This window comes from Streptomyces sp. NPDC107528, assembly GCF_055639295.1.
This window is the reverse complement of sequence record NZ_JBVKAV010000005.1, coordinates 22,248-47,086: the sequence shown is the minus strand read 5'-3', so window position 1 is coordinate 47,086 and position 24,839 is coordinate 22,248. Positions and strand designations below refer to the sequence as shown.

17 protein-coding genes and 1 pseudogene are annotated in these 24,839 nt (G+C 72.3%); 11 read left to right on the top strand and 7 right to left on the bottom strand.

The genetic code is table 11. The annotated features are described in order from the left end of the window. The first annotated feature begins 90 nt into the window (after positions 1-90). On the top strand, positions 91-2,025 hold the full coding sequence (locus tag ACZ7L5_RS17150) for a glycosyltransferase family 2 protein (protein WP_471517419.1): 1,935 nt from the start codon (positions 91-93) through the stop codon (positions 2,023-2,025). 4 nt (positions 2,026-2,029) lie between these two features. After that, positions 2,030-2,644, top strand: coding sequence for a dTDP-4-dehydrorhamnose 3,5-epimerase (gene rfbC / locus ACZ7L5_RS17145; RefSeq protein ID WP_471517418.1), 615 nt, complete (start codon positions 2,030-2,032; stop codon positions 2,642-2,644). Positions 2,645-2,724: 80 nt separating this feature from the next. On the opposite strand, the gene ACZ7L5_RS17140 is transcribed toward rfbC, so the two are convergent. The 5 genes from ACZ7L5_RS17140 to ACZ7L5_RS17120 form a co-directional block, all read right to left on the bottom strand. Then, on the bottom strand, positions 2,725-3,528 hold the full coding sequence (locus ACZ7L5_RS17140) for a class I SAM-dependent methyltransferase (protein WP_471517417.1): 804 nt from the start codon (positions 3,526-3,528) through the stop codon (positions 2,725-2,727). Then, entirely contained in the window at positions 3,525-4,397 is an 873-nt protein-coding gene (gene rfbD, locus ACZ7L5_RS17135) for a dTDP-4-dehydrorhamnose reductase (RefSeq protein ID WP_471517416.1), read from the bottom strand. The genes ACZ7L5_RS17140 and rfbD overlap by 4 nt, the downstream gene beginning before the upstream one ends. Beyond that, positions 4,394-5,383 (bottom strand): dTDP-glucose 4,6-dehydratase, encoded by a 990-nt coding sequence (gene rfbB / locus ACZ7L5_RS17130; protein WP_471517414.1) that lies wholly within the window; start codon positions 5,381-5,383, stop codon positions 4,394-4,396. Before rfbB ends, rfbD begins: the two co-directional genes overlap by 4 nt. Beyond that, positions 5,380-6,447, bottom strand: a complete 1,068-nt coding sequence (locus ACZ7L5_RS17125; RefSeq protein ID WP_471517412.1) for a glucose-1-phosphate thymidylyltransferase — start codon at positions 6,445-6,447, stop codon at positions 5,380-5,382. The genes rfbB and ACZ7L5_RS17125 overlap by 4 nt, the downstream gene beginning before the upstream one ends. A gap of 94 nt (positions 6,448-6,541) precedes the next feature. Next, positions 6,542-8,998, bottom strand: a complete 2,457-nt coding sequence (locus tag ACZ7L5_RS17120; RefSeq protein ID WP_471517411.1) for a SpoIIE family protein phosphatase — start codon at positions 8,996-8,998, stop codon at positions 6,542-6,544. A 189-nt stretch (positions 8,999-9,187) separates the two neighbouring features. Here ACZ7L5_RS17120 and lanKC point away from each other — a divergent pair, with 189 nt between their 5' ends. The 4 genes from lanKC to ACZ7L5_RS17100 all read left to right on the top strand — a co-directional run bounded on the left by lanKC (position 9,188) and on the right by ACZ7L5_RS17100 (position 15,919). Then, a complete protein-coding gene (gene lanKC / locus ACZ7L5_RS17115; protein WP_471517410.1) occupies positions 9,188-11,860 on the top strand; it encodes a class III lanthionine synthetase LanKC in 2,673 nt (890 codons plus the stop codon). A gap of 45 nt (positions 11,861-11,905) precedes the next feature. Then, a complete protein-coding gene (locus ACZ7L5_RS17110) occupies positions 11,906-12,016 on the top strand; it encodes a SapB/AmfS family lanthipeptide (protein ID WP_471517409.1) in 111 nt (36 codons plus the stop codon). Between the two features lie 97 nt (positions 12,017-12,113). Continuing rightward, positions 12,114-13,823 carry an ATP-binding cassette domain-containing protein gene (locus ACZ7L5_RS17105; protein ID WP_471517408.1) on the top strand — a complete coding sequence of 570 codons (1,710 nt, stop codon included), beginning with the start codon at positions 12,114-12,116 and terminating at the stop codon, positions 13,821-13,823. Beyond that, complete coding sequence (locus tag ACZ7L5_RS17100) at positions 13,820-15,919, top strand: ATP-binding cassette domain-containing protein (protein ID WP_471517407.1); 2,100 nt, start codon at positions 13,820-13,822, stop codon at positions 15,917-15,919. Before ACZ7L5_RS17105 ends, ACZ7L5_RS17100 begins: the two co-directional genes overlap by 4 nt. Here ACZ7L5_RS17100 and ACZ7L5_RS17095 read toward each other — a convergent pair. Next, positions 15,842-16,465 (bottom strand): annotated as a pseudogene (locus ACZ7L5_RS17095) (LuxR C-terminal-related transcriptional regulator); the annotation flags it as partial. The gene ACZ7L5_RS17100 and the pseudogene ACZ7L5_RS17095 overlap by 78 nt on opposite strands. Positions 16,466-16,726: 261 nt before the next feature. Between ACZ7L5_RS17095 and ACZ7L5_RS17090 the strand changes: the two are divergent. Further along, on the top strand, positions 16,727-18,877 hold the full coding sequence (locus ACZ7L5_RS17090; RefSeq protein WP_471518110.1) for a PP2C family protein-serine/threonine phosphatase: 2,151 nt from the start codon (positions 16,727-16,729) through the stop codon (positions 18,875-18,877). Positions 18,878-18,972: 95 nt separating this feature from the next. Here the strand turns inward: ACZ7L5_RS17090 and ACZ7L5_RS17085 are convergent, their stop codons facing one another. Then, the gene (locus tag ACZ7L5_RS17085) at positions 18,973-20,337 is read right to left on the bottom strand and encodes a S1 family peptidase (protein ID WP_328877458.1); all 1,365 of its coding nucleotides are present in this window, start codon (positions 20,335-20,337) and stop codon (positions 18,973-18,975) included. Positions 20,338-20,523: 186 nt separating this feature from the next. Here ACZ7L5_RS17085 and ACZ7L5_RS17080 point away from each other — a divergent pair, with 186 nt between their 5' ends. The 4 genes from ACZ7L5_RS17080 to ACZ7L5_RS17065 all read left to right on the top strand — a co-directional run bounded on the left by ACZ7L5_RS17080 (position 20,524) and on the right by ACZ7L5_RS17065 (position 24,839). Next, positions 20,524-20,937, top strand: coding sequence for a PaaI family thioesterase (locus ACZ7L5_RS17080; protein ID WP_471517405.1), 414 nt, complete (start codon positions 20,524-20,526; stop codon positions 20,935-20,937). 518 nt (positions 20,938-21,455) lie between these two features. After that, the gene (locus ACZ7L5_RS17075) at positions 21,456-21,671 is read left to right on the top strand and encodes a hypothetical protein (protein WP_030052098.1); all 216 of its coding nucleotides are present in this window, start codon (positions 21,456-21,458) and stop codon (positions 21,669-21,671) included. A gap of 142 nt (positions 21,672-21,813) precedes the next feature. Next, positions 21,814-22,620 (top strand): hypothetical protein, encoded by an 807-nt coding sequence (locus ACZ7L5_RS17070; RefSeq protein ID WP_471517403.1) that lies wholly within the window; start codon positions 21,814-21,816, stop codon positions 22,618-22,620. After that, a complete protein-coding gene (locus ACZ7L5_RS17065; protein WP_471517402.1) occupies positions 22,617-24,839 on the top strand; it encodes an NHLP family bacteriocin export ABC transporter peptidase/permease/ATPase subunit in 2,223 nt (740 codons plus the stop codon). The genes ACZ7L5_RS17070 and ACZ7L5_RS17065 overlap by 4 nt, the downstream gene beginning before the upstream one ends.

The window sequence follows — 24,839 nt, the reverse complement described above, 5'->3', positions numbered from 1 at the left end:
TGGACAAACCCGGTGTCAGGGTTAGCATTTGGCCACGAGCGCCGTAATTCGACGCAAACGCCCAGCGACCCCTAGGGGGCTCGGAGACCGATGCCGGTCAAGGTCAGCGTGGTCGTCCCCGTGTACAACCCGGGGGTCTATGTCGAGGACTGCATCGAGTCGCTGCTGCGGCAGTCGCTGCCTCCGGACGAGTACGAAGTGATCTTCGTCGATGACGGTTCCACCGACGACACGCCGGCCCGGCTCGACGTGCTGGCCGCCACGGAGTCCCGGGTGACCGTCGTTCACCAGGAGAACTCCGGCTGGTCCGGCAAGCCCCGCAACGTCGGCATCGCCGCCGCCCGGGGCGAGTACGTGATGTTCGTGGACAACGACGACTACCTCGGTGACGAGGCCCTTGAGCGGATGTACGACTACGGCGTCGCCAACGGCGCCGATGTCGTGGTCGGCAAGATGGCGGGCAAGGGCCGCGGAGTGCCGGTGGAGCTGTTCCGCCGCAACCACCCGCATGCCACCGTCGAGAACGCGCCGCTGATCGACAGCCTCACCCCGCACAAGATGTTCCGCCGTGCCTTCCTCGACGACATCGGCCTGCGCTTCCCCGAGGGGAGACGACGGCTGGAGGACCATGTCTTCGTCACCGAGGCGTATCTGCGCGCGTCCAACATCTCGGTGCTCAGCGACTACGTCTGCTACTACCACGTCCGCCGGGACGACGCCTCGAACGCCGGCTTCCAGCGCTTCGACCCGGGCGGCTACTTCAAGAACCTCCGTGAGGCCCTGGACGTCGTCGAGCAGTACACCGAGCCGGGGCCGCTGCGGGACCGGCTGTTCCGGCGCTGGCTGCGGGTGGAGATGGTCGAGCGGATGCGCGCCCGGCGGCTGCTCGCCCTGCCGGCGGACTATCGCCGGGACCTGTTCGAGGAGATCCACGGGGTCGTCGTGGAGCGCTTCGGTCCCGGTGTCGCGGCCGGACTGCAGCCGACGCAGCAGGTCGTCGCCGCGCTGATCGCCGCGGGTCGGTACGACGACGTCGAGGCCTTTGCCGAGTGGGAGGCCGGCATCGCCCTCACGGCCGTCCCCGAACGCGTGGCGTGGGAGGACGGCACCCTGCGGGTCGCCTTCACCGCGGAGTACGCGTCCGCCGGGGAGCCGATGACCTTCGCCGCGAGTACGGCCCGTACGCCTCTCGACGGCCCGCCCGAGGACCTGGCGGCGGCTGTCGCCTGGGTGGGTGCCGACACTGTCGCCCGGTTCGAGGGGGCCACCGCGGACCTGCTGGTGCGCGAGCGCGTCAGCGCCGCCCAGTACTTCCAGCCGGTCGAGTTCACCCGGGAGGAGGTGCCGGCCGGTGACGACGGCCGGGTCCGGCTGCTCCTGCGCGCGACCGCCACCGTGGACCCCGCCGGCCTCACCCGCGACGGTCTGTGGGACGCCCTCGTCCGCGTCAAGCTGGGCGGCTGGACCAAGGAGTGCCGTCTGGGCCCCGCCCCGCGGGGGAACCGCCCCACGCCGTACGCCGCTGTGACCGGCGGCCGCGTGGTCCTGCCGTACTGGACGTCACCGCATGCCCATCTCGCCCTTGACGTCGACCGCGCGACCCACCGCGTCGGCCTGAGCGCCCTCGCCCCGGCCGAGATCACACTCTCGGGCGCCCGCCTGCACGCACGGCTCCCCCTGCACGTCCCCGACGACGGCACCGAGGTGACGCTCCGGCTCACCGGGTCCGGCACAGTCCACGACATCGCCGCCACGCTGTCGCCGCAAGGGTCCGCGGCGCTGCTGGAGGCCGTGCTGCCGCTCGGCGAGCTGCGCGGGGCGACTTGGCGGGCGGCGCTCGGCGTGCCGGGGCCACGCTTTCTGCCGCTGCCCTTCGCCCTGCGCTCCGGGGTCGGCGGAGTGCGCGTGGTGCAGGCGCCGCGGCCCAGTGCGGTACGACGTTTGGCCCGCAGGGCACGACGCAGGCTCGGTACGGCCGTGGGGCGGACGACGGCCCGGCTGCGGGCCCTGGCCACGAGGAGGTGAAAGCATGCGATCGCTCGGCATCGAAGGCGCCTGGGCGCTGGAGCCCAAGGTCTTCCCGGACGACCGGGGCAGTTTCCACGAGTGGTACCGAGGCACGGAGTTCCGGGAGGCGACCGGCCACGACCTGTCGCTGGCCCAGGCCAACTGCTCGGTCTCCCGCCGGGGCGTACTGCGGGGCGTGCACTTCTCGGACGTGCCGCCCGGTCAGGCCAAGTACGTCACCTGTGTGCGCGGCGCCATCCTCGACGTGGTCGTCGACATCCGCGTCGGCTCCCCCACGTTCGGGCGCTGGGAGGCCCTGCGCCTCGACGACGACAGCCGACACGCCCTGTTCCTCGCGGAGGGCCTCGGCCACGCCTTCATGGCACTCACCGACGACGCCACGGTGGTCTACCTGTGCTCGACCGGCTACGCGCCCGAGCGCGAACACGGGGTGAACCCGCTGGACCCGGACCTGGCCATCGCCTGGCCCGAGGACATCCCACCCGTGCTGTCCCCGAAGGACGTGCAGGCGCCGTCCCTGGCACAGGCGCGAGAGGCGGGCCTGCTCCCGTCGTACGAGGCCTGCACCGCCCACTACGACCGGCTACGCACAGGAGGCGGTTCGGCAACGCCCTGAGGGGCGCGGGGAACTGCGCGGCCAGCGACGACGAGCCCGCAGACATGCGACTGCCGAACCCGGCACCACCGCTCAACCGCTCAACCGCCGGAGGCAACCCCCGCAATCTGAGCCCGCAACGGCACCCACGCCCGCCCGCGCCGCACACCGAGCCTGCGAGCCCGTGCCAGCGACCGCCAGAAACCCGCCCCGATCAGCGCCTCCGGAGCCACGGCCGACGCCCGGTCCAGGATGGCCTCGGGCACCTTCTGCGGATCGGGCACCTCGTACTCGGCGACGATCTCGTCGTACCGGTCCCGCAGCACCGTGTTCCTGGGATCGGCCCCGAAGACGACGAGCTGCCCGGTGGGCTGGGTGTCGACCAGGACGGTCACCAGATCGGGCCGGTACCGCCGGAGAATCTCGGCGATCTTGTACACGTCGCCGGTCCACGCCCCGGTGTGCCGGTCGCGTGCCGCCTCGTCGACGTTGCGCGGCAGCATGTCGTCGAAGACGATCACGCTGGTCCAGTCGGAGTGCCGCTCGATGTTCATGAAGTCCCGCAGCGCGTACTCGAACAGGTGCATGCCGTCGATGAACGACAGGTCGAGGACGGTACGCCGCCAGTACCCGAACGGCTTGCGACCGCGGCGCAGGTTCCGCACCGGATGACGGCCGCCCCTGAGGTGGACGAGCGGGTTGTCGCGGGCGAAGAAGTCGTCGCTGGTGGCCTTGACCAGGTGGACGTCGCAGCGGATCTCCGTGACGACCTTGAAGGCGGGGTCGACGGCGATGGTGGGCACGCGGGACAGCCGGAGGCTGCGGCCGTCGTTGACGCCGATCTCCAGGTAGTTGCGGTTGCCGCTGACCTTGTGCAGTTCCCGCAGGAACTCATGGCGTTTCACGAAGGTGTCTCCTTGCGGATCCGGGGCAGTGCTTCGTGCAGGGCGGTGCGCCAGTCGCGTGCTCGGGCGAGGCCGAGCCGCTGCCGGCGGCCGTGCGCGAGGACGCTGTACGCGGGGCGGGGCGCGGGCCGGGCGAAGGCCTCGCTGGTGACGGGCCGCACCCGGTCGGGGTCGGCGCCGAGGAGCCGGAACACCTCGCGGGCCAGGTCGTACCAGGTGGCCTCGCCGGAGTTGGTGGCGTGCAGGACGCCGGTCATGTCACGGCCGACGCGCGGGCCGAGGCCGGCGATCGTCGCGGCGACGTCGGCGCTCCACGTCGGTTGGCCGCGCTGGTCGTCCACGACGTCCACGGTGTCCCGGCGTGCTTCGAGTTCCGTCATCGTCCGCACGAAGTTGCGGCCGTGGACGCCGTAGAGCCACGCGATGCGCACGACCGCGCTCGCGTCCGGGAGTTCGTCCAGTACGGCCCGCTCACCTGCCAGTTTGGTGCGACCGTAGGCGGTGCGGGGGTCGGGCGCGGCGTCCTCGGCATAGGGGGTGCGGGCGTCTCCGGCGAAGACGTAGTCGGTGGAGACCTGGATCAGGCGGGCCTCGTACGCGACGCAGGCCCGGGCGAGGACGCGAGGGCCGTCGCCGTTGACGCGCAGGGCGCTCTCCTCGTCCTGTTCGGCGTCGTCGACGGCCGTGTACGCGGCGCAGTTGACGACCACGTCGGGATGGTGTGCGGCGAGGGCACGGTCGACGGCGTCGGGGGCGGTGATGTCGAGGGCACGGTGGCCGAGGCCGGTCACCTGCTCGTCGCGGATGCGCAGTTCCTCGACCAGGTCGCGGCCGAGCATGCCGCCCGCTCCGGTGACCAGCCACCTCATCCGTGCTCCTCGCCGACGCGGCGCTTGAGGGGTTCCCACCAGGCGCGGTGGTCGCGGTACCAGGCGACGGTGTCGGCCAGGCCCGACGCGAAGTCGTGGCGGGGCCGGTAGCCGAGTTCGGTGCGGGCCTTGGTCCAGTCGACGGAGTAGCGCAGGTCGTGGCCCTTGCGGTCCTCGACGTGCGCCACGCGGTCCCAGTCGGCGCCGCAGGCCCGAAGCAGCAGGGCGGTGAGGTCCTTGTTGCTCAACTCGGTGCCGCCGCCGATGTTGTAGACCTCGCCGGGGCGGCCCTTGGTGCGGACGAGGTCGACACCGTCGCAGTGGTCGTCGACGTGCAGCCAGTCGCGGACGTTGAGGCCCTCGCCGTACAGGGGCACCCGCTCGCCGTCGAGGAGGTTGGTGATGAACAGCGGGACGACCTTCTCCGGGAACTGGTGCGGGCCGTAGTTGTTCGAGCAGCGGGTGACGCGGACGTCCAGGCCGTGGGTGTGGTGGTAGGCGAGGGCGAGCAGGTCCGAAGAGGCCTTGGAGGCGGAGTACGGCGAGCTGGGCCGCAGGAGGTCCTGCTCCGTGGCGGAACCCGTCGCCACCGAGCCGTAGACCTCGTCCGTCGACACGTGCACGAAGGGTGCGACGGCGTAGCGCAGGGCCGCGTCCAGCAGGGTCTGGGTGCCGAGCACGTTGGTGAGGACGAAGTCGCCGGCGCCGGTGATCGAGCGGTCCACATGGGACTCGGCGGCGAAGTGCACGACCTGGTCGGCCTCGGCCATCAGCTTGTCGACCAGTTCGGCGTCCCGGATGTCGCCCTGCACGAACTCCAGCCGGGGGTGGTCGAGTTCGAGGTTGTCCAGGGTGCCGGCGTACGTCAGCTTGTCCAGCACCGTGATCCGGGGTGCCTCGGGCGCGTCCGGTGCGTCGCGGGCGAGCAGCGTGCGGACGTACGTCGAGCCGATGAAGCCGGCGGCGCCGGTGACGAGAAGGTTCATGTGTGGATCTGCACCTTGCTGTGGTCTCCGAGGACGAGTCGGTGGGCGCTGGGGACGCTGGGCGCGGGGGTGACCTCGACATGCCGGCCGATGAGCGAGGACTCGATCCGGCCCACTCCCTGGATCGAGGAGTCCCGCAGCACGATGGAGAACTCCAACTCGCTGTCATTGATACGGCAGTTCTGTGCGATGGAGGTGAAGGGGCCGACGTAGGAGTCCTCGACGACGGTGCCGGCGCCGACGACGGCCGGGCCGACGATGCGCGAGTTGACGATGCGTGCCCCCTCCTCGACGACCACGCGTCCGACGGTCTCCGAGGCGTCGTCGACCTCGCCGTCGATACGGCGCGTGAGGCCCTCCAGGACGGTCCGGTTGACCTCCAGCATGTCGGCGACGTTCCCGGTGTCCTTCCAGTAGCCCTTGATGACCGTGCAGCGCACGTCGGCGCGGGCGTCGATCAGGTGCTGGATGGCGTGGGTGATCTCCAACTCGCCACGCCAGGACGGTGTGATGGCGCGGACCGCGTCGTGGATCAGCGGGGTGAAGAGATAGACGCCGACCAGGGCGAGGTCGCTCTTGGGGTGTTCGGGTTTCTCCTCCAGGCCGACGACCTGGCCCGTGTCGTCGAGTTCGGCGACACCGAAGGCGCGGGGGTCCGGGACGCGGGTGAGCAGGATCTGGGCGTCGGGGCGGTTGGTGCGGAACTCGTCGACGAGGCTTGCGATTCCGCCGACGATGAAGTTGTCGCCGAGGTACATCACGAAGTCGTCGTCGCCGAGGTAGTCACGGGCGATGAGCACGGCGTGTGCCAGTCCCAGGGGCCGTTCCTGGGGAATGTAGGTGATCTCCAGATCGAACTTGGAACCGTCGCCGACGGCGTCCTGGATCTCCGGGGCGGTGTCACCGACGACCACACCGACCTCGGTGATCCCGGCCGCGGCGATGGATTCCAGCCCGTAGAAGAGCACGGCCTTGTTCGCCACCGGCACGAGCTGTTTGGCCGAAGTGTGCGTGATCGGCCTCAGGCGCGTACCGGCGCCACCGGACAGCACGAGAGCCTTCATCGGTTCACCTTAGCCCCGATTCGGCCAATTTGACGGTGCCGGGATTGGCTCGCGCGCAACTTCCATGCCACCGGCCGTTCACCGGAGCACTCCGTCAGCCGCCGAGGACGATCTCGCTCCACACCTGTTTTCCGCCACTGACCGGCACGGTTCCCCACGTCGCCGCCATCGCCTCGACCAGGAGGATGCCGCGCCCGCCGGTGGCCTCCCAGCTGATGCCGGCCGGTTTGACCGGCGTGCGCGGCGAGGAGTCGGCGACCGCCACGCGCAACCGGCGGTTGACGAAGGTGAGGTCGAGGCGGACCCGGCCGTCGGTGTGCACGAGGGCGTTGGTGACGAGTTCGGAGACGACGAGCAGGACGGCGTCCATGTCCTGTGGCGGCACCCCCCAGGCGCGCAGGGTTCGGCGGGTGAAGCGGCGGGCGTGACCGACCGCCTGCGGTACGCGCCAGACGGTCCAGCTCGCGCGCAGGGGCCGTACGGCCATGCCGTCGTAGCGCATCAGGAGCAGGGCGATGTCGTCGCTGCGGCGGGCGCCCACGAGCAGGGCGTCGGCGACGAGGCCGAGGTGGGCGGGGTCGGAGCGGGCGAGTTCGCGGGCGAGCCGGGCCATGCCGGTGTCGATGTCGGAGTCGGCGGACTCGACGAGGCCGTCGGTGGTCAGGGCGACCACCGTGCCGGGCTGCAGGCCGAGCGGGCTCATCGGGAAGCCGGCCTGCCGCAGCACGCCGAGCGGCGGGCCGCCCTCCGCCTCGACGATCTCCGTGCTGCCGTCCGGGTGGCGCAGGACCGGCGGGGGGTGACCGGCGCGCACACACCAGGCGGAGCCCTCCTCCAGGTCGACGTCGACGTAGCAGCAGGTGGCGAAGAGGTCGGTCTCCATGTCCATGAGGAGGCGGTTGGCGTGGTCGACGACGACGTCCGGGGGGTGCCCTTCGGCGGCGTAGGCGCGCAGCGCGGTGCGCATCTGGCCCATCAGGGTGGCGGCGGCCGCGCTGTGGCCCTGGACGTCGCCGATGACCAGGGCGACGTGGTTGTCGGGCAGCGGGATCACGTCGTACCAGTCGCCGCCGACCTCCAGTCCGGCGGTGGTGGGCAGGTAGCGGGCGACGGCCTCCGCGCCGGGCAGCCGGGGCAGGCGGCGCGGCAGCAGCTGGCGCTGGAGCATGCCGACGAGTTCGTGCTCGGCGTCGAAGGCGTGGGCGCGCAGCAGGGCCTGCCCCGCGAGGCCCGCGGAGGCGGTGAGCAGGGCGCGCTCGTCGGGGCCGAAGTCGTGCGGGGCGTCCCAGCCGATCAGGCAGGCGCCGACCATCCTGCCCCCGGCGGGCAGCGGCAGGACGGCCAGGCCGCCGGGGCCGACGTCGGCGAGGGCCGGTTCCAGCGGGCTGCCGGCGGGCCAGATCTGGGCGCGGCCCTCGCGCAGGGCGGCGGCGAGGGTGGGCATCGCGCGCACGGGCGCGTCCGGCCATTCGGTACGCCACTCCACGCGCCACAGCTGAGGCCAGGACTCGGGGTCGGGCGGGTCGAGGACGGTGACGACCAGACGGTCGTTCTCCAGCTCGGCGAGGGCGATGCGGTCGGCGCGCAGCGGCCCCCGCAGAGCGGTGACAACGGCGTGGCTGACGTCGCGGACGGTGCCCGCGGTGGCGAGCGCGGCGGCGAGACGCTGGACGCGGGCCACGTCGGTGACCTCGGCGCGCAGGGTGGAGGCGTCGGCAACGGTGCCGACGATGCGGGCCGGGAGTCCCTCGCCGCCCGGCAGCAGACGCCCGCGCAGCCTGAGCCACCTGGGCGGGCCTGCGGGCTGCAGGACCCGGAACTCCAGGTCGCGGTCGCCGAGGGCCGTGTGGTCGGCCTCTACGACGGACATCAGGGACGGCAGGTCCTCGGGGACGGTGAGGCCCAGCAGCGTCTCGACCTTGCCGTCGAACTCGTCCGGGCCGAGACCGAAGAGCGCCAGGATGTCGTCGCCGACCTCGACGCGGCCGGTGTCCATGGCGAGGCTGAACGCGTTGGCCGGCAGCTCGCCCCCGTCCGTTGCCGCGGGCAGGGCGGGGAAGGCGACGGCATCGGCGATCAGCTCCAAACACTCCCGGTCGTCGGAGTCGAACCCGCCGGGGCGCTCGCTCACGGCCAGCAGACAGCCGCCGCCCTCGTCGCCGCGGGTCGGCAGGGCCGCCAGGAAGAAGTCCCGGCCGGATGTCCGTCGGGACTCCGTTCGCGCTGCCAGTTCCGCCGGGCCGAGCCACCGTGCGTGTCCGGTGCGCAGGGCGCCGGCCACCGCGGACCGGCCGGAGCGCGGATAGCTGTCGCGCAGTCCGTAGAAGGTCCTCGGCACACCGGCGGACTCGACCAGGCACAGCAGGTCCTCGTCCTCGCCCGGCGCGTACACGGCGGCGAGTGTCGCTCCGCCGAAGACGAGGGCCTGTTCCAGCACGCGGCGCAGTCGGTCCGGTGAGCCGGGCTCGGCGGCGACCGTCTTGAGGGCAACTTCGGCACGCAGCCTTCTCGTTCCGCGTCCCGCGGCGCCCTCACCGACCACGTCCGCCATTACAGCGCTAATGAGACACCTGCGCAGCCCCTGTGGCGCGTTCCGTGGAGCGGTCGGGATTCCGGTGCTCGAAAGGCCCCGAACAAATCTTTACGCATGCGTTCCGCACGGTGATCTCGTGACAGTCGTGACTGTCCGTAGCCATTGCATCGCTGGAAGTCTCGGTGCCGGGCCAGCTGAGGGGGACGCATGGACAAGCGCTACGAGGTGTACGCGCTCGCCGACAGGCACTTCTACGAGACGCCGGACCGGCTGTCCGCGGGCACGCAGGGCGCCGCGCGTCTGTACGAGGCGGCGCGGGACGAGGTCCCCGAGGGCTGGACGGCGGCACGGATCGGCGACTGGCTGACGCTGACGCCGCTCGGCCCGGACGGCGCCCCGGTGCAGGGCCCGGCGCAGGGCTGGAAGATCCATGCCTCGGCCACCCTGGCGAACGCGGAGAAGATCGCGCGGATCGTGTGGGACTACTGCGTGCCGCGGGGCATCCCGTTCAAGTTCGTGCCCGGCCCGCAGCTGCTGCATCTGCGCAACGCCAAGTACGCGGGCCGCGACTCCAGCGGCAAGTTCGTCACCGTCTACCCGGCCGACGAAGCACAGCTCCACACGGTGCTGCGCGAGTTGGGCCGGCTGCTGGAGGGGTTCGAGGGGCCGTACATCCTCACCGATCTGCGCTGGGACGACGGTCCGCTGTACGTGCGCTACGGCGCCTTCGCGCGCCTCTTCGTCGTCGACGATCGCGGTTCGCTGGTGCCGGCGGTGCGGGACGGGGAAGGCCAGTTGGTGCCGGACCGGCGGGCGCCGTCGTTCCAGGTGCCGGAGTGGGTGACGCTGCCCGCGTTCCTCGCGCCGCAGCTGGCGGCCCGCAACACCACGACGGTCGGGGAGTTGCCGTACCGCATCGAAAAGGCGCTGCACTTCTCCAACGGCGGCGGGGTGTACGCGGGCACCGACACGCGGGACGGACGCAAGGTGGTCCTCAAGGAGGGCCGGCCGCACGCGGGCCTCGCCGCGGACGGCGCGGACGCCGTGACCCGGTTGGAGCGGGAGCGGCGGGCGCTCGAACAGCTGGCGGGAACCGGTGTGGTGCCCGAGGTGCGCGACTGGTTCCTGCTCGGCGAACACCGCTTCCTGGTCATGGACTTCGTTGACGGGCGCCCCCTCAACTCCTTCTTCGCCGAACGACACCCGCTGATCGGCCCGGACCCGGATCCGCGCGCCGTGGCCGACTACACGGCCTGGGCCCTGCGCATCCACCGCGCCGTGGAGCGTGCGGTGGAGACGGTGCACGCGCGCGGGATCGTCTTCAACGACCTGCACGTCTTCAACATCATGGTCGCCCCCGACGACGAGTCGGTGTCCCTGCTCGACTTCGAGGCGGCGGCCCCGGTGGGCGAGAACGGCCGTCAGGTCGTCGCCCACCCCGGCTTCCTGGCCCCCGCCGACCGCAGGGGCATCGACGTCGACCGCTATGCGCTGGCCTGTCTGAGGCTGGCGATGTTCCTGCCGATCACCTCGTTGTTCGTGGTGGACCGCGACAAGGCGGCGCATCTGGCGGACGTGATCATGGGTCAGTTCCCGGACGTGCCACGAGAGTTCCTGGACGAGGCGGTCGCCGAGATCTGCCGGGACGTGACCGGTCCCGAGCGTGCCACGCACTCGGCCCGTGCCGCCTCCGCGTCCTTCGTGGAGCCGGGCGACTGGCCCTACAGCCGCGATTCGATGGTCAAGGCGCTGCTCGCCTCGGCCACCCCGGAGCGTGAGGACCGGCTCTTCCCGGGCGACGTCGCCCAGTTCTCCGACGGCGGCGGGCTGAGCCTCGCCCACGGCGCGGCCGGCGTGCTGTACGCCCTGGCCACGACCGGCGCCGAGCGCTACGACGAGGGCGAACGCTGGCTGCTCGACCGCACCGCCCCGCCACCGGTCGGCACTCCGCTCGGCCTGTACGACGGTCTCGCGGGCGTGGCCCACGTCCTCGACATGCTCGGCCACCGGCAGCGCGCCCTGGACCTGATCGACACCGTCCTGCGCGAGAGGTGGCAGCGGCTCTCCTCCGACCTGCGCGGCGGACTGGCCGGGCTGGGGCTGGTCCTCGGCGGGCTCGCCGACGCCACCGGGGAGCCGGAGCTGCGCGAGCGTGCGGCGGAGGCCGCGGACATCCTCGTACAGCGGCTGACCTCACCGCCGACGTCCGGGGCCCGGCCGCGCGCCGGACTGCTGCGGGGCGCGAGCGGGCCCGCGCTGTTCCTGCTGCGCCAGTACGAACGGACCGGCGAGCGGCGGCTGCTGGACGCGGCCGGCGAGGCGCTGCGCCAGGACCTGGCGTGCTGCGTGGAGCAGAAAGGCGGCTCGCTGGAGGTCGACGAGGGCTGGCGGACCATGCCGTATCTGGGCGACGGGAGCGTCGGGGTGGGGATGGTCGTCGACGACTACCTCGCGCACGCCGCTGGCAGCGGGGGTGGGCGCTCCGAGCGGGACTCCGGCGTCGGCATCGACGCCTTCGAGCAGGCCCGCGCCGGCATCCTCACCGCCGCCACCTCACGCTTCTACGCCCAGCCCGGCCTCTTCCAGGGACGCGCCGGGATGATCCTGCACCTCAGCCGCACGACGGCACCGGGCGCGGACGCGGACCGGCTGGCCGGGCAGATCGCCGGGCTCGGCTGGTACGCGATGTCCTACCAGGGCCAACTGGCCTTCCCCGGACACCAGATGATGCGGCTCTCCATGGACCTGGGCACCGGAACGGCCGGCTGCCTGCTCGCGCTCGGAGCCGCCCTCGGCGCCGACGCGGCGAGCGCCACCTCGGCCCACCTGCCCTTCCTCCCGCCGCCGACGCGGCACCCGGAACGCGGCTCCGCCACCTGACGGAGCCGTGACACAACCCCGTCCCCACCGATGAGAGGACCCGACATGGCACTGCTCGACCTGCAGACGATGGAGACCGAGGAGTACACCGGCGGCGGCAGCATGGTCAGCCTCCTCCTGTGCGCCAGCCAGGCCAGCATCTCGCTCTGTCTCTGACGGACATCGCGCAACCGCGGCCCCGGGCGGTTTCCCTCCCTCACGGGAGGGCCGCCCGGGGCCCTTGCCCGCAACGAGGGAGCGAGGCCGCAGCCGAATGAGGGGCACGACGACTCCTGCCGACGACGCTTCGGGCACGCTGCTGCGCGCCGCCACCCGGCACAGCGGGGCCCGTACGGCGGCCCTGTGCCTGGTGACCCTCGCCGCGACCGGGGCCGCGCTGCTGCTGCCCGCCGCGCTCGGGCGGACCCTGGACCTCCTTCTGGCGCGGGCACCGGCGACGGGCTGGGTGCTGTGCTGCGCCGGACTCGTACTGCTGCTCGCTCTGCTGGACGGATGCCAGAGCGTCCTCGCCGGCACCGTCGATGCCCGGACGACCGCCTGGCTGCGGCGGCGGCTGACCGGCCATGTCCTGGCCGTCGGCCCACGGGCCAACGCCCGCTTCGGGTCCGGTGACCTGGTCGCACGGCTCGTCGGCAACGCCGCTCAGGCCGGCACGGCACCGGCTGCCCGTGCCGCACTGCTCGCCGCGCTCGCCGGACCGGTCGGGGGCATCGTCGCACTCGGCCTGACCGACCTGTGGCTCGCGGCCGTGTTCCTCGCCGGGGCGCCGTTACTGGCCGCCCTGCTGCGGACCTTCGCGCGCGACACCTCCCGCTGCATGACTCGCTACCAGCAGGAACAGGGCCGGATCGCCGCCGCACTCGCCGAAGCCGTCGACGGCCGGCGCACCATCCACGCGGCGGGTGCGACGGACCGGGAGACGGCACGGATCCTGCGGCCGCTGCCCGAACTCTCCCGTGCGGGGCATCGCATGTGGCGGGTGCAGGGGCGGGCCGCCGCCCAGGCCGTCACCGTCGCCCCGCTGCTGCAGCTCGGTGTCATCGCAGCAGCCGGCGTCCTGCTCACCCAACACAGGCTGTCCGTCGGCGAGATGCTCGCCGCCTCCCGTTACGCGGTGCTGGCGACCGGCGTCGGCGTGCTGGTCGCGCAGCTCGCGAGCCTGGCCCGCGCCCGGGCGGCGGCCGGGCGCCTCGGCGAGGTCGTCGCCGAACCCGCCCCCGCCCATGGCGTGCGCCGCCTGCCTCCCGGTCCCGGCCGCCTGGAGCTGCGCGGCGTGACCGCCCGGCGCGGCGGACACACCGTGCTGGACGGGATCGACCTGGTCGTCCCCGGCGGGACCACCCTGGCCGTGGTCGGACGTTCGGGCGCGGGCAAGTCCCTGCTCGCCGCCATCGCCGGGCGCCTGGCCGACCCGGACGACGGCGAAGTCCTGCTCGACGGAGTGCCGGTGCGCGAGCTGGCCCACGACGACCTGCGCCACGCCGTGGCCCATGCCTTCGAACGCCCTGTCCTGCTGGGCGGCACCGTCGAGGACGCGATCGGCCTGGGCCTGCCGAGCCCCTCCCCCACCCGCATCCGGGAGGCCGCCCGTACGGCCCACGCGGACGACTTCATCCGCCGCCTGCCCCACGGCTATGGCACCGCACTTGCCGACGCCCCGTGCTCCGGCGGCGAGTCCCAACGCCTGGGACTCGCCCGGGCATTCGCCCACGACGGCCGCCTGCTGATCCTCGACGACGCGCTGTCCAGCCTCGACACCGTGACGGAGGCCCGCATCACCGAGGCCCTGACCGGGGGTTCGTCCGCCACCCGCCTCCTGGTCGCCCACCGTGCGGCGACGGCGGCCCGCGCCGACGCGGTGGCCTGGCTGGACAGCGGGCGGGTGCGTGCGGTGGGGCGGCACGAGGAGCTGTGGGGGATCGCGGAGTACCGGGAGGCTTTAGCCGGGGAGGGATCGGCGTGACCCGCGGGCTGCACCCGCGCGCGGTGCGCTTCCTGCTGGCCCGATGGCCCGTCCTCGTACGGCTGGCCCTCTGGTCCGTGCTGGAGACGGGTCAGAGTTTCCTCATCGGATACGCCCCGGCCCGCGCCCTGGACGACGGGTTCCTCCGGGGCCGTACGGAGGTCGGGCTCGGGTGGCTTGCTGTCGCCGGTCTCGGGGTCGTCGTCGGCGCGTACGGCACGGCTCGTGTGTACGGGGCGGTCGCGGCGCTGGTCGAGCCGCTGAGGGACCGGCTGGTGACGCGGGTGGTCGAGCGCGGGGTGCGGGAGGCGGACCGCGGGGCGCTGTCCGGGCTCACCCAGCAGGTGGAGATCGCGCGGGACACCTTCGCGGGCCTGGTCATGGTGTCGCGGTCGTTCGTGTTCACCGCGGTCGGCGCCCTGGCCGGCCTGTTCTCGCTGGCCCCATTGCTGCTGCTCGTCGTCCTGCCGCCGCTGGCCGCGGGGGTGGGCCTGTTCGCGGCGACGCTGCGTCCGCTGGCCCGCAGACAGGAGGTCTTCCTCTCCGCCGACGAGGCCCTGGCCGACCGGCTCGGCGCCGTCTGCCCCGGGCTGCGGGACATCACGGCGGCCGGCGCGGAGGACCGGGTCGCCGCGGGCGCCGGGGAGCTCGTGGACGCCGAGCTGCGGGCCGCCCGGTCCCTCGCCCGCTTCGGGGTGCTCCGCGTGGCCGCCCTCGCCCTCGGCGGACAGCTCCCGATCGTGCTGCTCCTCGCCACCGCGCCCTGGCTCCTGCGCCACGGCGTCACCACCGGCGCCCTGGTGGGCGCCCTCGCCTACGTCACCCAGTCCCTGCTCCCCGCCCTGCACAACCTGGTCCACGGCCTGGGCACGAGCGGGTCGCGGCTGGCGGTGGTGATACGGCGGCTGGTGCCGGAGGAGGGCGGGCCGGACAGGGCCCGGAGGCTCGGCGTGGCAGGCGCGTCCGGCACGGTCGGTGCGCCGAGCGAGCCGGATGTCTCCCGCCAGGCGACCGACCGAGGCACGCTCGGCACGACCGGTGGGCCGGCCGACCAAGCCGACGCGCCCGAACCCAACGGGCCTCCCGCATCGCCCACTCACCCGGACGGCAGGCCGGCCCTGCCCCCGTCTCCCGCCGACACACCCGCACGGCCCCCGGAGCACGCCGCCTCCCTGCGAACGGCCGCCCAGCTCCCATGCCCCACCGCCCCCGAGCCCCCCGCCCTCACCCTCACCTCTGTCACCTTCGCCTACGGCCCCACCGCACTCCCCGTGATCGACGACCTCGACCTCACCCTCCCGTCCGGCGCCCACCTGGCCGTCGTCGGGCCGAGCGGGATCGGGAAGTCCACGCTGACGGCGCTGGTGGCCGGGCTGCTGGAGCCCCGGTGCGGCACGATCCGGGTGTGCGGCCAGGCGGTGCCGGGGCGGGGTGCGCTCGCGCGGCGGGTGCTCATTCCGCAGGAGGCGTACGTGTTCTCCGGCACCCTCGCCGAGAACCTCGCCCTGCTGCGGCCCGACCCCGTCCCGGACGCGGAGCTGCTCGCCGCCGCCGAGGCGGTCGGGCTGGCGCCGGTGCTCGACGCGCTGGGCGGGCCGGAGGGCCGGGTGGATCCCGGGGCGCTGTCCGCGGGTGAGCGGCAGTTGATCGCGCTGACCCGGGCCCACCTGTCGTACGCCCCGCTCGCGCTGCTCGACGAGGCGACCTGTCACCTCGATGCGCGGGCCGAGGAACGCGCGGAGCAGGCCTTCGCGGCCCGCCCCGGCGGCACGCTGGTCGTCGTCGCGCACCGCATCAGCTCGGCCCGCCGTGCCGACCGCGTCCTGATGATGGACGGCCGCGACACGGCGTACGGGACACACGACGAGCTCGTGGCGCGCTCGGCGCGCTATCGCGAACTCGTCGGCGGCTGGACGCCCGTGTCGCGGCAGCGGTCAGAGCCAGCCCTCGCCCTGGGATATACGGATCGCGTCGATGCGGTTGCGGGCCCCGGTCTTGCGGGTGATGGCCGCCATGTAGTTGCGCACCGTCCCGTGGGACAGGTGCAGGCTCCCGGCGATCTCCGCGACGGAGGCTCCCTCCGCCGCGAGGGATAACACGCTGAGTTCACGCCGGGTCAGCGGCATCTCGGCGGCCTTGAGGAAAGCAAAGCCCAGAGAATCGTCGACGAAACGTTCCCCCTCGGCGACGCGCCGGATTCCGCGCACCAGCCGGTCCGGCGAGCCCTCCTTGTCGACGTACCCGAGCGCCCCCGCCTCCAGGGCCCGCTTCAGCAGCCCCGGCCGGTGAGCGCTCGCCAGCACCAGCAAGTGCGGCGGCGTCCGGCCCGCGTCCCGTAATCGCAGCTCGGCGAGCGGCGGTATGCCGTACGAGTCCGTGCACTCCAGGTCCACGGCACAGACGTCCGGCCGGACGGAACGCACGCGTGCGGGCGCGCTGCGCCAAGGGGCGTCGTACACCTCCAGTCCTGGATCTCCTCGCAGCCACTCCGCCAGCACCGAACGCACCAGACACGCGTCATGCACCACAAGGACCCGGATCACTGCCGCCCCTCCAGCCCGCCGTTCGTCGCTCTCATGGTGTTGAGCGCGTGCCCCATTGTTGGCGTCCGTGACCGTCTGCGGGCGCGAAGATCCGGCCATCAGGGTGCGCGGGGGCGCACGCGAGGCGCCCGTACGCCGGGGTCGCGCATCGACTGTGGGGGCATGGGTCGACGGCCAGGGGGTAAGCCCCCTCGCCGCGCGGACGCCGACGTCACGATGCGGCGTGCCCGGACCCTGCGCTGGATCCCCGCGCCGCTCGTCGGGCGACCCCGCGGGACGCGGAGGCGCTCGCCGTGCGCGTCGGGCCGTGAGGAGGGAGATTTGAAGCCCTGGGACCCGTCGCGCGGCCCTGCGGAGGAGGTGGTCGGCGTGTCCGACGGGCAGACGTCCGCCCAGGCGCCGGCGGCCGCGCGGACCCGGGTCGGCCGGCCGCTCCTGTCGCTGGCGCTTGCCTCGATGATGGACGAGGTGCACGCGCACTCCGGTGCGGTGTATCTGCTGGCGGCCGACGAGCCCGTGCTGGAGATGGCGGTGATGGCCGGCCTGCCCCGGGCGTTCGCGGCGCCCTGGGAGCGGGTCGGGCTGAGCGCGCCGATCCCGGTCGCGGAGGCCGTGCGTGAGCGCCGGCTCGTCTGGGTCAGGGGCGAGGAGGACATGGCGGCCCGCTATCCGCGGATCGCCGTCGTGCTGCCGTATCCGTTCGCGCTGGCCGCGCTGCCCGTGGCCACCGAGACCACCGCCTACGGCGCGATCTTCGTGACCTGGCCCGGCGCACACCCCCCGGAGCTGTCGGAGCGGGAGCGCGACCATCTCACCGCCGCCTGCCGACGGCTCGCGGTGCGGCTGGAACGCGCCCTGGAGGAGAGCCTTCCGCCACTGCCGGAGCCAGATCTGGTCGCGGGCCCGGCCTTCAGCGGCGCCGCCGGCACGCTCGGCACGGTGGAGGCGGCACGCATGGTGGCGCGGCTGCCGTACGGGTTGTGCTCGCTCGATCTGCACGGCCGGGTCAGCTTCGCCAACCCCGCGGCGGCCGAGCTGATCGGCGTCCCGGTCAACCGCCTGCTGGGCAACCAGCTGTGGGCGTCCGTGCCCTGGCTGAACGACCCCGTGTACGAGGACAGGTACCGGGCCGCGCTGATGAGCCAGCACACCACGTCCTTTTTGGCGTTGCGCCCGCCCGGTGACTGGCTGTCGTTCCGTATGTATCCGAGCACGACCGGTCTGAGCGTGCGGATCAGCAGGGCCCGCGCGGTGGCGGAGATGGGCCGCAGCGGGCCGCGGCAGGACGACCCGCCGGGACGGTTGGTGACCATCTCCCAGGTGCTGAGCCTGGCGGGCGCGCTCACCGAGGCGGCGGGTGTGCAGGACGTGGTGCAGTTGGTCGCGGACGAGATCGTCCCGGCCGTCGGCAGCCAGGCGCTGGTCGTCCTGGGGTCGCGGGCGGGCCGGCTGCACGTGCTCGGTCACCGCGGCTATCCGGATCCGCGGATCGTCGAGCGCTTCGACGGCCTGCCGCTCACCGAGCAGACCCCGGGCACGCACGCCCTGACCACCGGCGTGCCCGCCTTCTTCGACTCCCAGCAGGAGCTGGAGCGCCTGTATCCGACGCGGCACTCGACGCCCGACGGCTTCGCGGCCTGGGCGTATCTGCCGCTGATCGCCTCGGGGCGGCCGGTGGGCACCTGTGTGCTCGCCTACTCGGAGCGGCATCCCTTCCCGGCGGACGAGCGGGCGGTCCTGACCAGCCTGGGCGGGCTCATCGCACAGGCGCTGGAGCGCGCTCTGCTCTACGACGTCAAGCACCAGCTGGCACACGGACTGCAGGCCGCTCTGCTCCCGCACTCGCTGCCTCCGCTGCCGGGCGTCGAAGCGGCCGCGCGCTATCTGCCCGCCACCCAGGGCATGGAGATCGGCGGCGACTTCTACGACCTGGTGCCGACGGAGGACGGCCTGACGGCGGCGGTGATCGGGGACGTGCAGGGGCACAACGTCACCGCGGCCGGCCTGATGGGCCAGATCCGCACCGCCGTGCGGGCGTACACGACCGTCGGTCAGGCCCCGGAGGAGGTCATGCGCAGCACCAACCGGCTGCTGCTGGACCTCGGCTCGGACCTGTTCGCCAGCTGTCTGTACCTGCGCCTCGATCCGGACCACGGGCGGGCGGTGATGGCCCGTGCCGGGCATCCGCCGCCGCTGCTGCGACGGCCGGACGGACGCGTGCGGGTGCTCGACCTCGCGGGGGGCCCGCTGCTGGGCATCGACGGCTCGCCCACGTATCCGACGACGGAGGTCGAGCTCACGCCCGGCTGTGTGCTGGTCCTCTACACCGACGGGCTGATCGAGTCCCCCGGCATCGACATCGAGGACGCGCTCGCCGAACTCGGCCAGTTGCTCACCGAGGCCGGGGAGCTGCCCTTGGACGAGCTCGCCGATCTGCTGGTGCAGCACAGCGCGTCCCGGCACGAGCGTGTCGACGACGTGGCGCTGCTGTTGTTGCGGGCGCGCGGCTGACGCCTTTGGACACGACGGCGGTCCGACCCTCCCGCCGGAGGGCCGGACCGCGTTGTCGTCCGGATCAGTCGGATCCGTGTGCCGGTGTCAGGGCGTCAGTTCCCGACGCCGTTTCCGACGATCTCGCCGAGGCCGTTGCCCGTGCCGTCGGCGTTGCCGCCGCCGACCTCTTCACCGGCTCCGGCCTCCTCGCCCGCACCGGCTTCCTGACCGGCACCGGCTTCCTCGCCCGCACCGGCCTCTTCACCCGCGCCGGCCTCCTCGCCCGCGCCCGCTTCCTCGCCCGCACCGGCCTCTTCACCCGCGCCGGCTTCGTCACCGGCACCCGCACCGCCGCCCGCGGCGTCACCGCCGAGGGTCGCGCCGACCGCCTCCAGGGCGGTGGTCACCGGCTGGAAGAAGGTCTCGCCGCCGACCGTGCAGTCACCGCTGCCACCGGAGGTCAGGCCGATCGCCAGGCCGTCCTGGGTGAACAGGGACCCGCCGCTGTCGCCGGGCTCGGCGCAGACGTCGGTCTGGATGAGCCCGGTGACGGTGCCCTCCGGGTAATTGACGGTCGCGTCGAGTCCGAGGACCTGACCGTCGTTCAGTCCGGTGGTGCTGCCCATGCGGAAGACCTGGAGTCCCACCTCGGCGTCCGCGGCCTGGCTGATCGGGACGGCCTGGTCGCCGACGTTGACCTCGCTCGGCGCCTCGGTCGCCGGGTCGTCGTACTTCACGAGCGCGAAGTCGCCGTCGCCGGGGAAGGTGGACTGGTCGACGGTGGCGATGGGCTGGCCGCCCTCGGTGTCCGACCACTCGTTGCCGCCGAGGGAGCAGTGACCGGCGGTCAGGAAGGCGGGGGTGCCGTCGCCCGCGGTGACGTTGAAGCCCGCGGAGCAGCGTGAGCCGCCGGCGAAGATGGCATCGCCGCCGGAGAGGAACGTCTTGAAGGTGCCGGCCGACTTCTTGATGGTCGCCATGCCTGAACCGAGGCCGTCGACGGTCGACTCCAGCTGGTCCCAGTTGTCGCCGGTGACGGTGCTGTCGGCGGTGACGAGGATCTTGTTCGTTCTGGGGTCGACCGACCAGGCCGTGCCCGGGATGGTCGCCTCGGACTTCAGGGTCTGCGCGCCGGACGCGAGCTCGTTCAGGCTGTTCTCGACCTCGCGGACCTTCGCGCCGGCCTTCTTCGCCTGGACGATCACGTTGTTGTTGTCGCCGGGGATGACATTGACGACGAGCTGCTGGCTCTCGGCGTCGTAGTACGAACCGGCGAAGGCGTCGCCCAGCATTCCCGCGAGCTGCGAGGCGAGATCCGACGCGTCCCCCGCCTTCAGGGTCTTGGGAGCGGCGGCGCTGTCCGTCGCGGCGTCCTGCGACGCGTTGGCGTTGGGCAGCAGGATCGCGGCCGCTCCGAGCGCCACCACGCTGCCCGCTGCTATCGCGGCCTTGCGCTTCGGAATTCGCTTGTGACTCAAACTTCTCGACCTCCTGGGGGACGGGGTCTGTGCCGCCTTGTGCGGCAGCTTTTCGGGGCGCCTGGTTGGCAGTTGGTACGCACGCGCCGCACGGGGCGTTCAATTCCGTTTCAGCGCGTCGCGTTCGCAACACCGAATCGGCCAAGGACCACACCTGCCGGTCCGGCGGCGGGAACAATCCCCCATATGACGATGACCACCGCTGAAGCCGACAAGATCCTCTCCGCCAACTTCGCCCCCTGGGTCCTCGAACTGGGCCTGTCGGTCCAGTCGGTGGAGGGCCACCGCGCGGTCCTGCGCCTGCCCTGGTCGGACGGGCTGGCCCGGGAGGGCGGCGCCCTGTCGGGCCAGGCGCTGATGGCCGCGGCCGACACCGCCACCGTGATCGCCGTGTCGGCGGCGCGCGGGTCGTACGGGCCGATGACGACGGTGCAGCAGTCGACGTCATTTCAGCGCGCGGTGATCGGTTCGGATGTCCTGATCGAAGCGGTCGTCACCAAGCTGGGCCGTCGCATGGCGTTCGCCGACATCGCGATGACCGACGAGGCGTCGGGGGACATCGCGGCCCGGGCGAGCACGGTGTACGCGCTTCTGGGCTGATCCGAGCCGGCCCCGAGCCGATCCCGAGCCGATCCCGAGCTGACACGATCCGCTACCGATCAGTAACGGTCGGTTGAGAAAGTGGAGCGGAATCCATGCTTCAGCGAATCTACACATTCAATACTCAACGAAGTCACCGGGAGCCGAGGTTCTGCACAGGGGCGCTACCGGGGGTCACCCCCTTGAGGCCGGAGTGTCGCATTCGCCGCGACCTTCACGTCTCCCCTCCGAGGCGATGCAACAGCTCGCCCGAGCCGATGCTGTGACGCATGTGAAGAAGTCGCCGACATGGCGTGGGCACTTCTGCACGGATCGATGCCGCCGAGATCAAAGTGCCCTGGTGAGGCCGAAGTTTGATTGGAAGCCCGTACCCGCAGCGTGCTTTGATCCATCGCACCGCAGGGGTCGTGTACGGCTCCCGGAAACGGGCGCCGGACGCCTGCGGTCGCGGCCGTCATCTGTCCCCAGAGGGGGCCGCTCCCCCTTGTGAGATATCCATTAGGAAGGGAAGTTCCATCATGAACTCCACCCCCCAGGTTGCGACCGTCGAGATCTCCGACGCCGAGCTCGACAACGTCTCCGGCGGCCTGCAGGTCAACGCCGTGAACGGTGCCCTCGACGCTGTCAACGGCATCGCCCCGGTCTCCGGCCTGGTCGACACGGTCGTCGGCACCGTGGAGGGTGTCACCGGCCTGAACACCGCCCCGGTCTCGGGTCTGGTTGCCGGTCTCTGATCGCACCTTTCATACCTCTGAGTCCCGGAGCCATTCCCCGGCTCCGGGGCTCTTGGGTGCCTGAAAACAGACGGGCACCGTCCGCACCACGACCGGCCCACGCGCGCCGGTCTCCACTCATCCTCAGGTGAGGGAAAGTTCCGTGCAGTTCCGCCAACAGGCCCTCGCCAAGCTCCAGTCACCGGAGGAGCTCGATCTTCCGGTGCGCTTCGCCCGCCCGCAGGGCTGGCTGGTCCTCTCCGTGACCGTCATCGTCATGGCCGCCGCGTCCGTGTGGGCGGTGACCGGCTCGGTCGCCTCCACCGTCGGCGCGCCCGCCATCCTCACCCACGGGCAGGGCAGCTACATCCTGCAGAGCCCGGTCGCCGGGCAGGTCACCGCGGTCCTGGCCAAGCAGGGCCAGCAGCTGCCCGCCAAGTCCCCCGTCCTGAAGGTCCGTACGGCCGAGGGCGAGACGGTCGTCCGTACGGTCGCCGCGGGCCGGGTCACGGGGCTCGCCGCCACCATCGGGCAGATCATCCAGACCGGCGCGAACGTCGCCGCCGTGGAGAAGGTCGCCGACACCAAGGACCCGCTGTACGCGACGGTGTACGTTCCCGCCGAGAACGCGGCGTCCATCCCCGACAAAGCTGCCGTGGACTTGACCGTCCAGTCGGTGCCCACCCAGGAGTACGGCGTCCTGCGCGGCCATGTGAAGTCGGTCGACCGTGCCGTGCAGTCGGCGCAGCAGATCGCCGCGTTCCTCGGGGACAACCAGCTCGGCGAGCAGTTCACCAAGGACGGCAGGCCGGTCGCCGTACTGGTGAAACTGGACGAGAAGTCGAGCACCGAGAGCGGCTACAAGTGGTCGTCCGCGGACGGCCCGCCCTTCTCCCTCACCTCCATGACCATGGCCGACGCCTCGATCCGGCTGGCCGACGAGCGTCCCGTCGATTGGCTGCTGCCGTGAGCGCCGCACAGGAGACGCGCAGCAGGCGCCGCGCCGCACCGCCGAAGCGCCCCGTGCCCAAGGGGAAGTCGAAGACCGTCCGCACGCCCACCGTGCTCCAGATGGAGGCCGTGGAGTGCGGCGCCGCCTCCCTCGCGATGGTGCTGGGCCACTACGGCCGCCATGTCCCGCTGGAGGAACTGCGCATAGCGTGCGGTGTCTCCCGCGACGGGTCGCGCGCCAGCAACCTCCTGAAGGCCGCCCGCAGCTACGGGCTGACGGCCAAGGGCATGCAGATGGACACGGCCGCCCTCGCCGAGGTGAAGACGCCGGCCATCCTGTTCTGGGAGTTCAACCACTACGTCGTCTACGACGGCATGGGCCGCCGCTTCGGCCGCCGGGGCGTCTACATCAACGATCCCGCCAAGGGCCGCCGCTTCGTGCCGATGGAGGACTTCGACGGCAGCTTCACCGGTGTCGTCCTGGTCATGGAGCCCGGCGAGAGCTTCAGCAAGGGCGGGCGCAAGCCGGGCGTGCTCGGCGCGATGCCGGCGCGGCTGCGCGGCACCGCGGGCACCATGCCCGCCGCGGTGCTGGCGAGCCTCCTCCTGGTCGTGGTCGGCGCGGCGGTGCCCGCGCTGAGCCGCACCTACATCGACATGTTCCTCATCGGCGGCCAGACCTCCCTGCTGGGCGTGCTGTTCGCGTCGATGGGGACCTGTGTCGCGCTCACCGTGGTGCTGACCTGGCTGCAACAGGCGAACCTGCTGCGCGGCCGGATCATCTCCTCCACCCTCTCCAGCGCCCGCTTCCTGCGCCATCTGCTGCGGCTGCCGGTGACGTTCTTCTCCCAGCGCAGCCCGGCCGACCTGGTGCAGCGGCTCCAGTCGAACGACGCGGTGTCCGAGACGCTGGCACGTGACCTCGCGGCGGCGGGCGTGGACGCGGTGGTCGTCGTCCTCTACGCGATCCTCCTCTATACCTACGACCCCCAGCTCACCTTCGTCGGCATCGGCGTCGCCCTCCTGAACGTCGTCGCCATGCGCGTCGTCATCCGCCTGCGCGCGACCCGTACGGCGAAGCTGCGCGCCGACAGCGCCCGCCTCACCAACACCGCGTACACCGGCCTTCAGCTGATCGAGACGATGAAGGCGACCGGCGGCGAGGACGGCTACTTCCGCAAGTGGGCCGGACAGCACGCCACCACGCTGGAGGAGCAGCAGCGCCTCGGGGTGCCGAGTGCCTGGCTGGGGGTGGTGGCCCCCACGCTCGCCACACTCAACAGCGCGCTCATCCTCTGGATCGGCGGTATGCGGGCGATCGAGGGGGGCATATCCGTGGGTCTGCTGGTCGCCTTCCAGGCCCTGGTCACCCGCTTCACCGCCCCGATCACCCGCCTGAACGGCGTCGCGGGCCGCATCCAGGACTTCGCCGCCGACGTGGCCCGCCTCAAGGACGTGGAGAACTTCGAGGCGGACCCGCTCTACGGCCGCCCCGGCGCGGGCGATTCGACACGCCGGCTGCACGGCCACGTCGAGCTGCAGAACATCACCTTCGGCTACAGCCCGCTCGACAAGCCTCTGCTCACCGGCTTCGACCTGACCGTCGGCCCCGGCCGGCAGGTGGCCCTGGTCGGCGGCTCCGGCAGCGGCAAGTCGACGGTGTCCCGCCTCATATCGGGTCTGTACGCCCCGTGGGAGGGCGTCATCCGCATCGACGACCAGCGCATCGAGGACATCCCGCGCGGCGCGCTCGCGGCCTCCGTCTCCTTCGTCGACCAGGAGGTCTTCCTGTTCGAGGGCACGGTCCGCGACAACGTGGCGCTGTGGGACCCCTCGATCCCCGACGAGGCGGTGGTGGACGCTCTTCGCGACGCGGCGTTGTACGACGTGGTCATGCGCCGCCCGGGCGGCATCCGGAGCAGGGTCGAGCAGGACGGCCGCAACTTCTCCGGCGGGCAGCGCCAGCGCCTGGAGATCGCACGGGCGCTGGTGCGCAGGCCGAGCATCCTGGTGCTGGACGAGGTGACGAGCGCGCTGGACGCCGAGACCGAGCAGATCGTGATGGACAACCTGCGCAAGCGCGGCTGTGCCTGTGTGGTGATCGCGCACCGGCTCAGCACCGTGCGCGACAGCGACGAGATCGTCGTACTCCAGCACGGCACGATCGTGGAACGCGGCCGCCACGAGGACCTGGTGGCACGCGGTGGCGCGTACGCGGCACTGGTCAAGGAGCGGTGA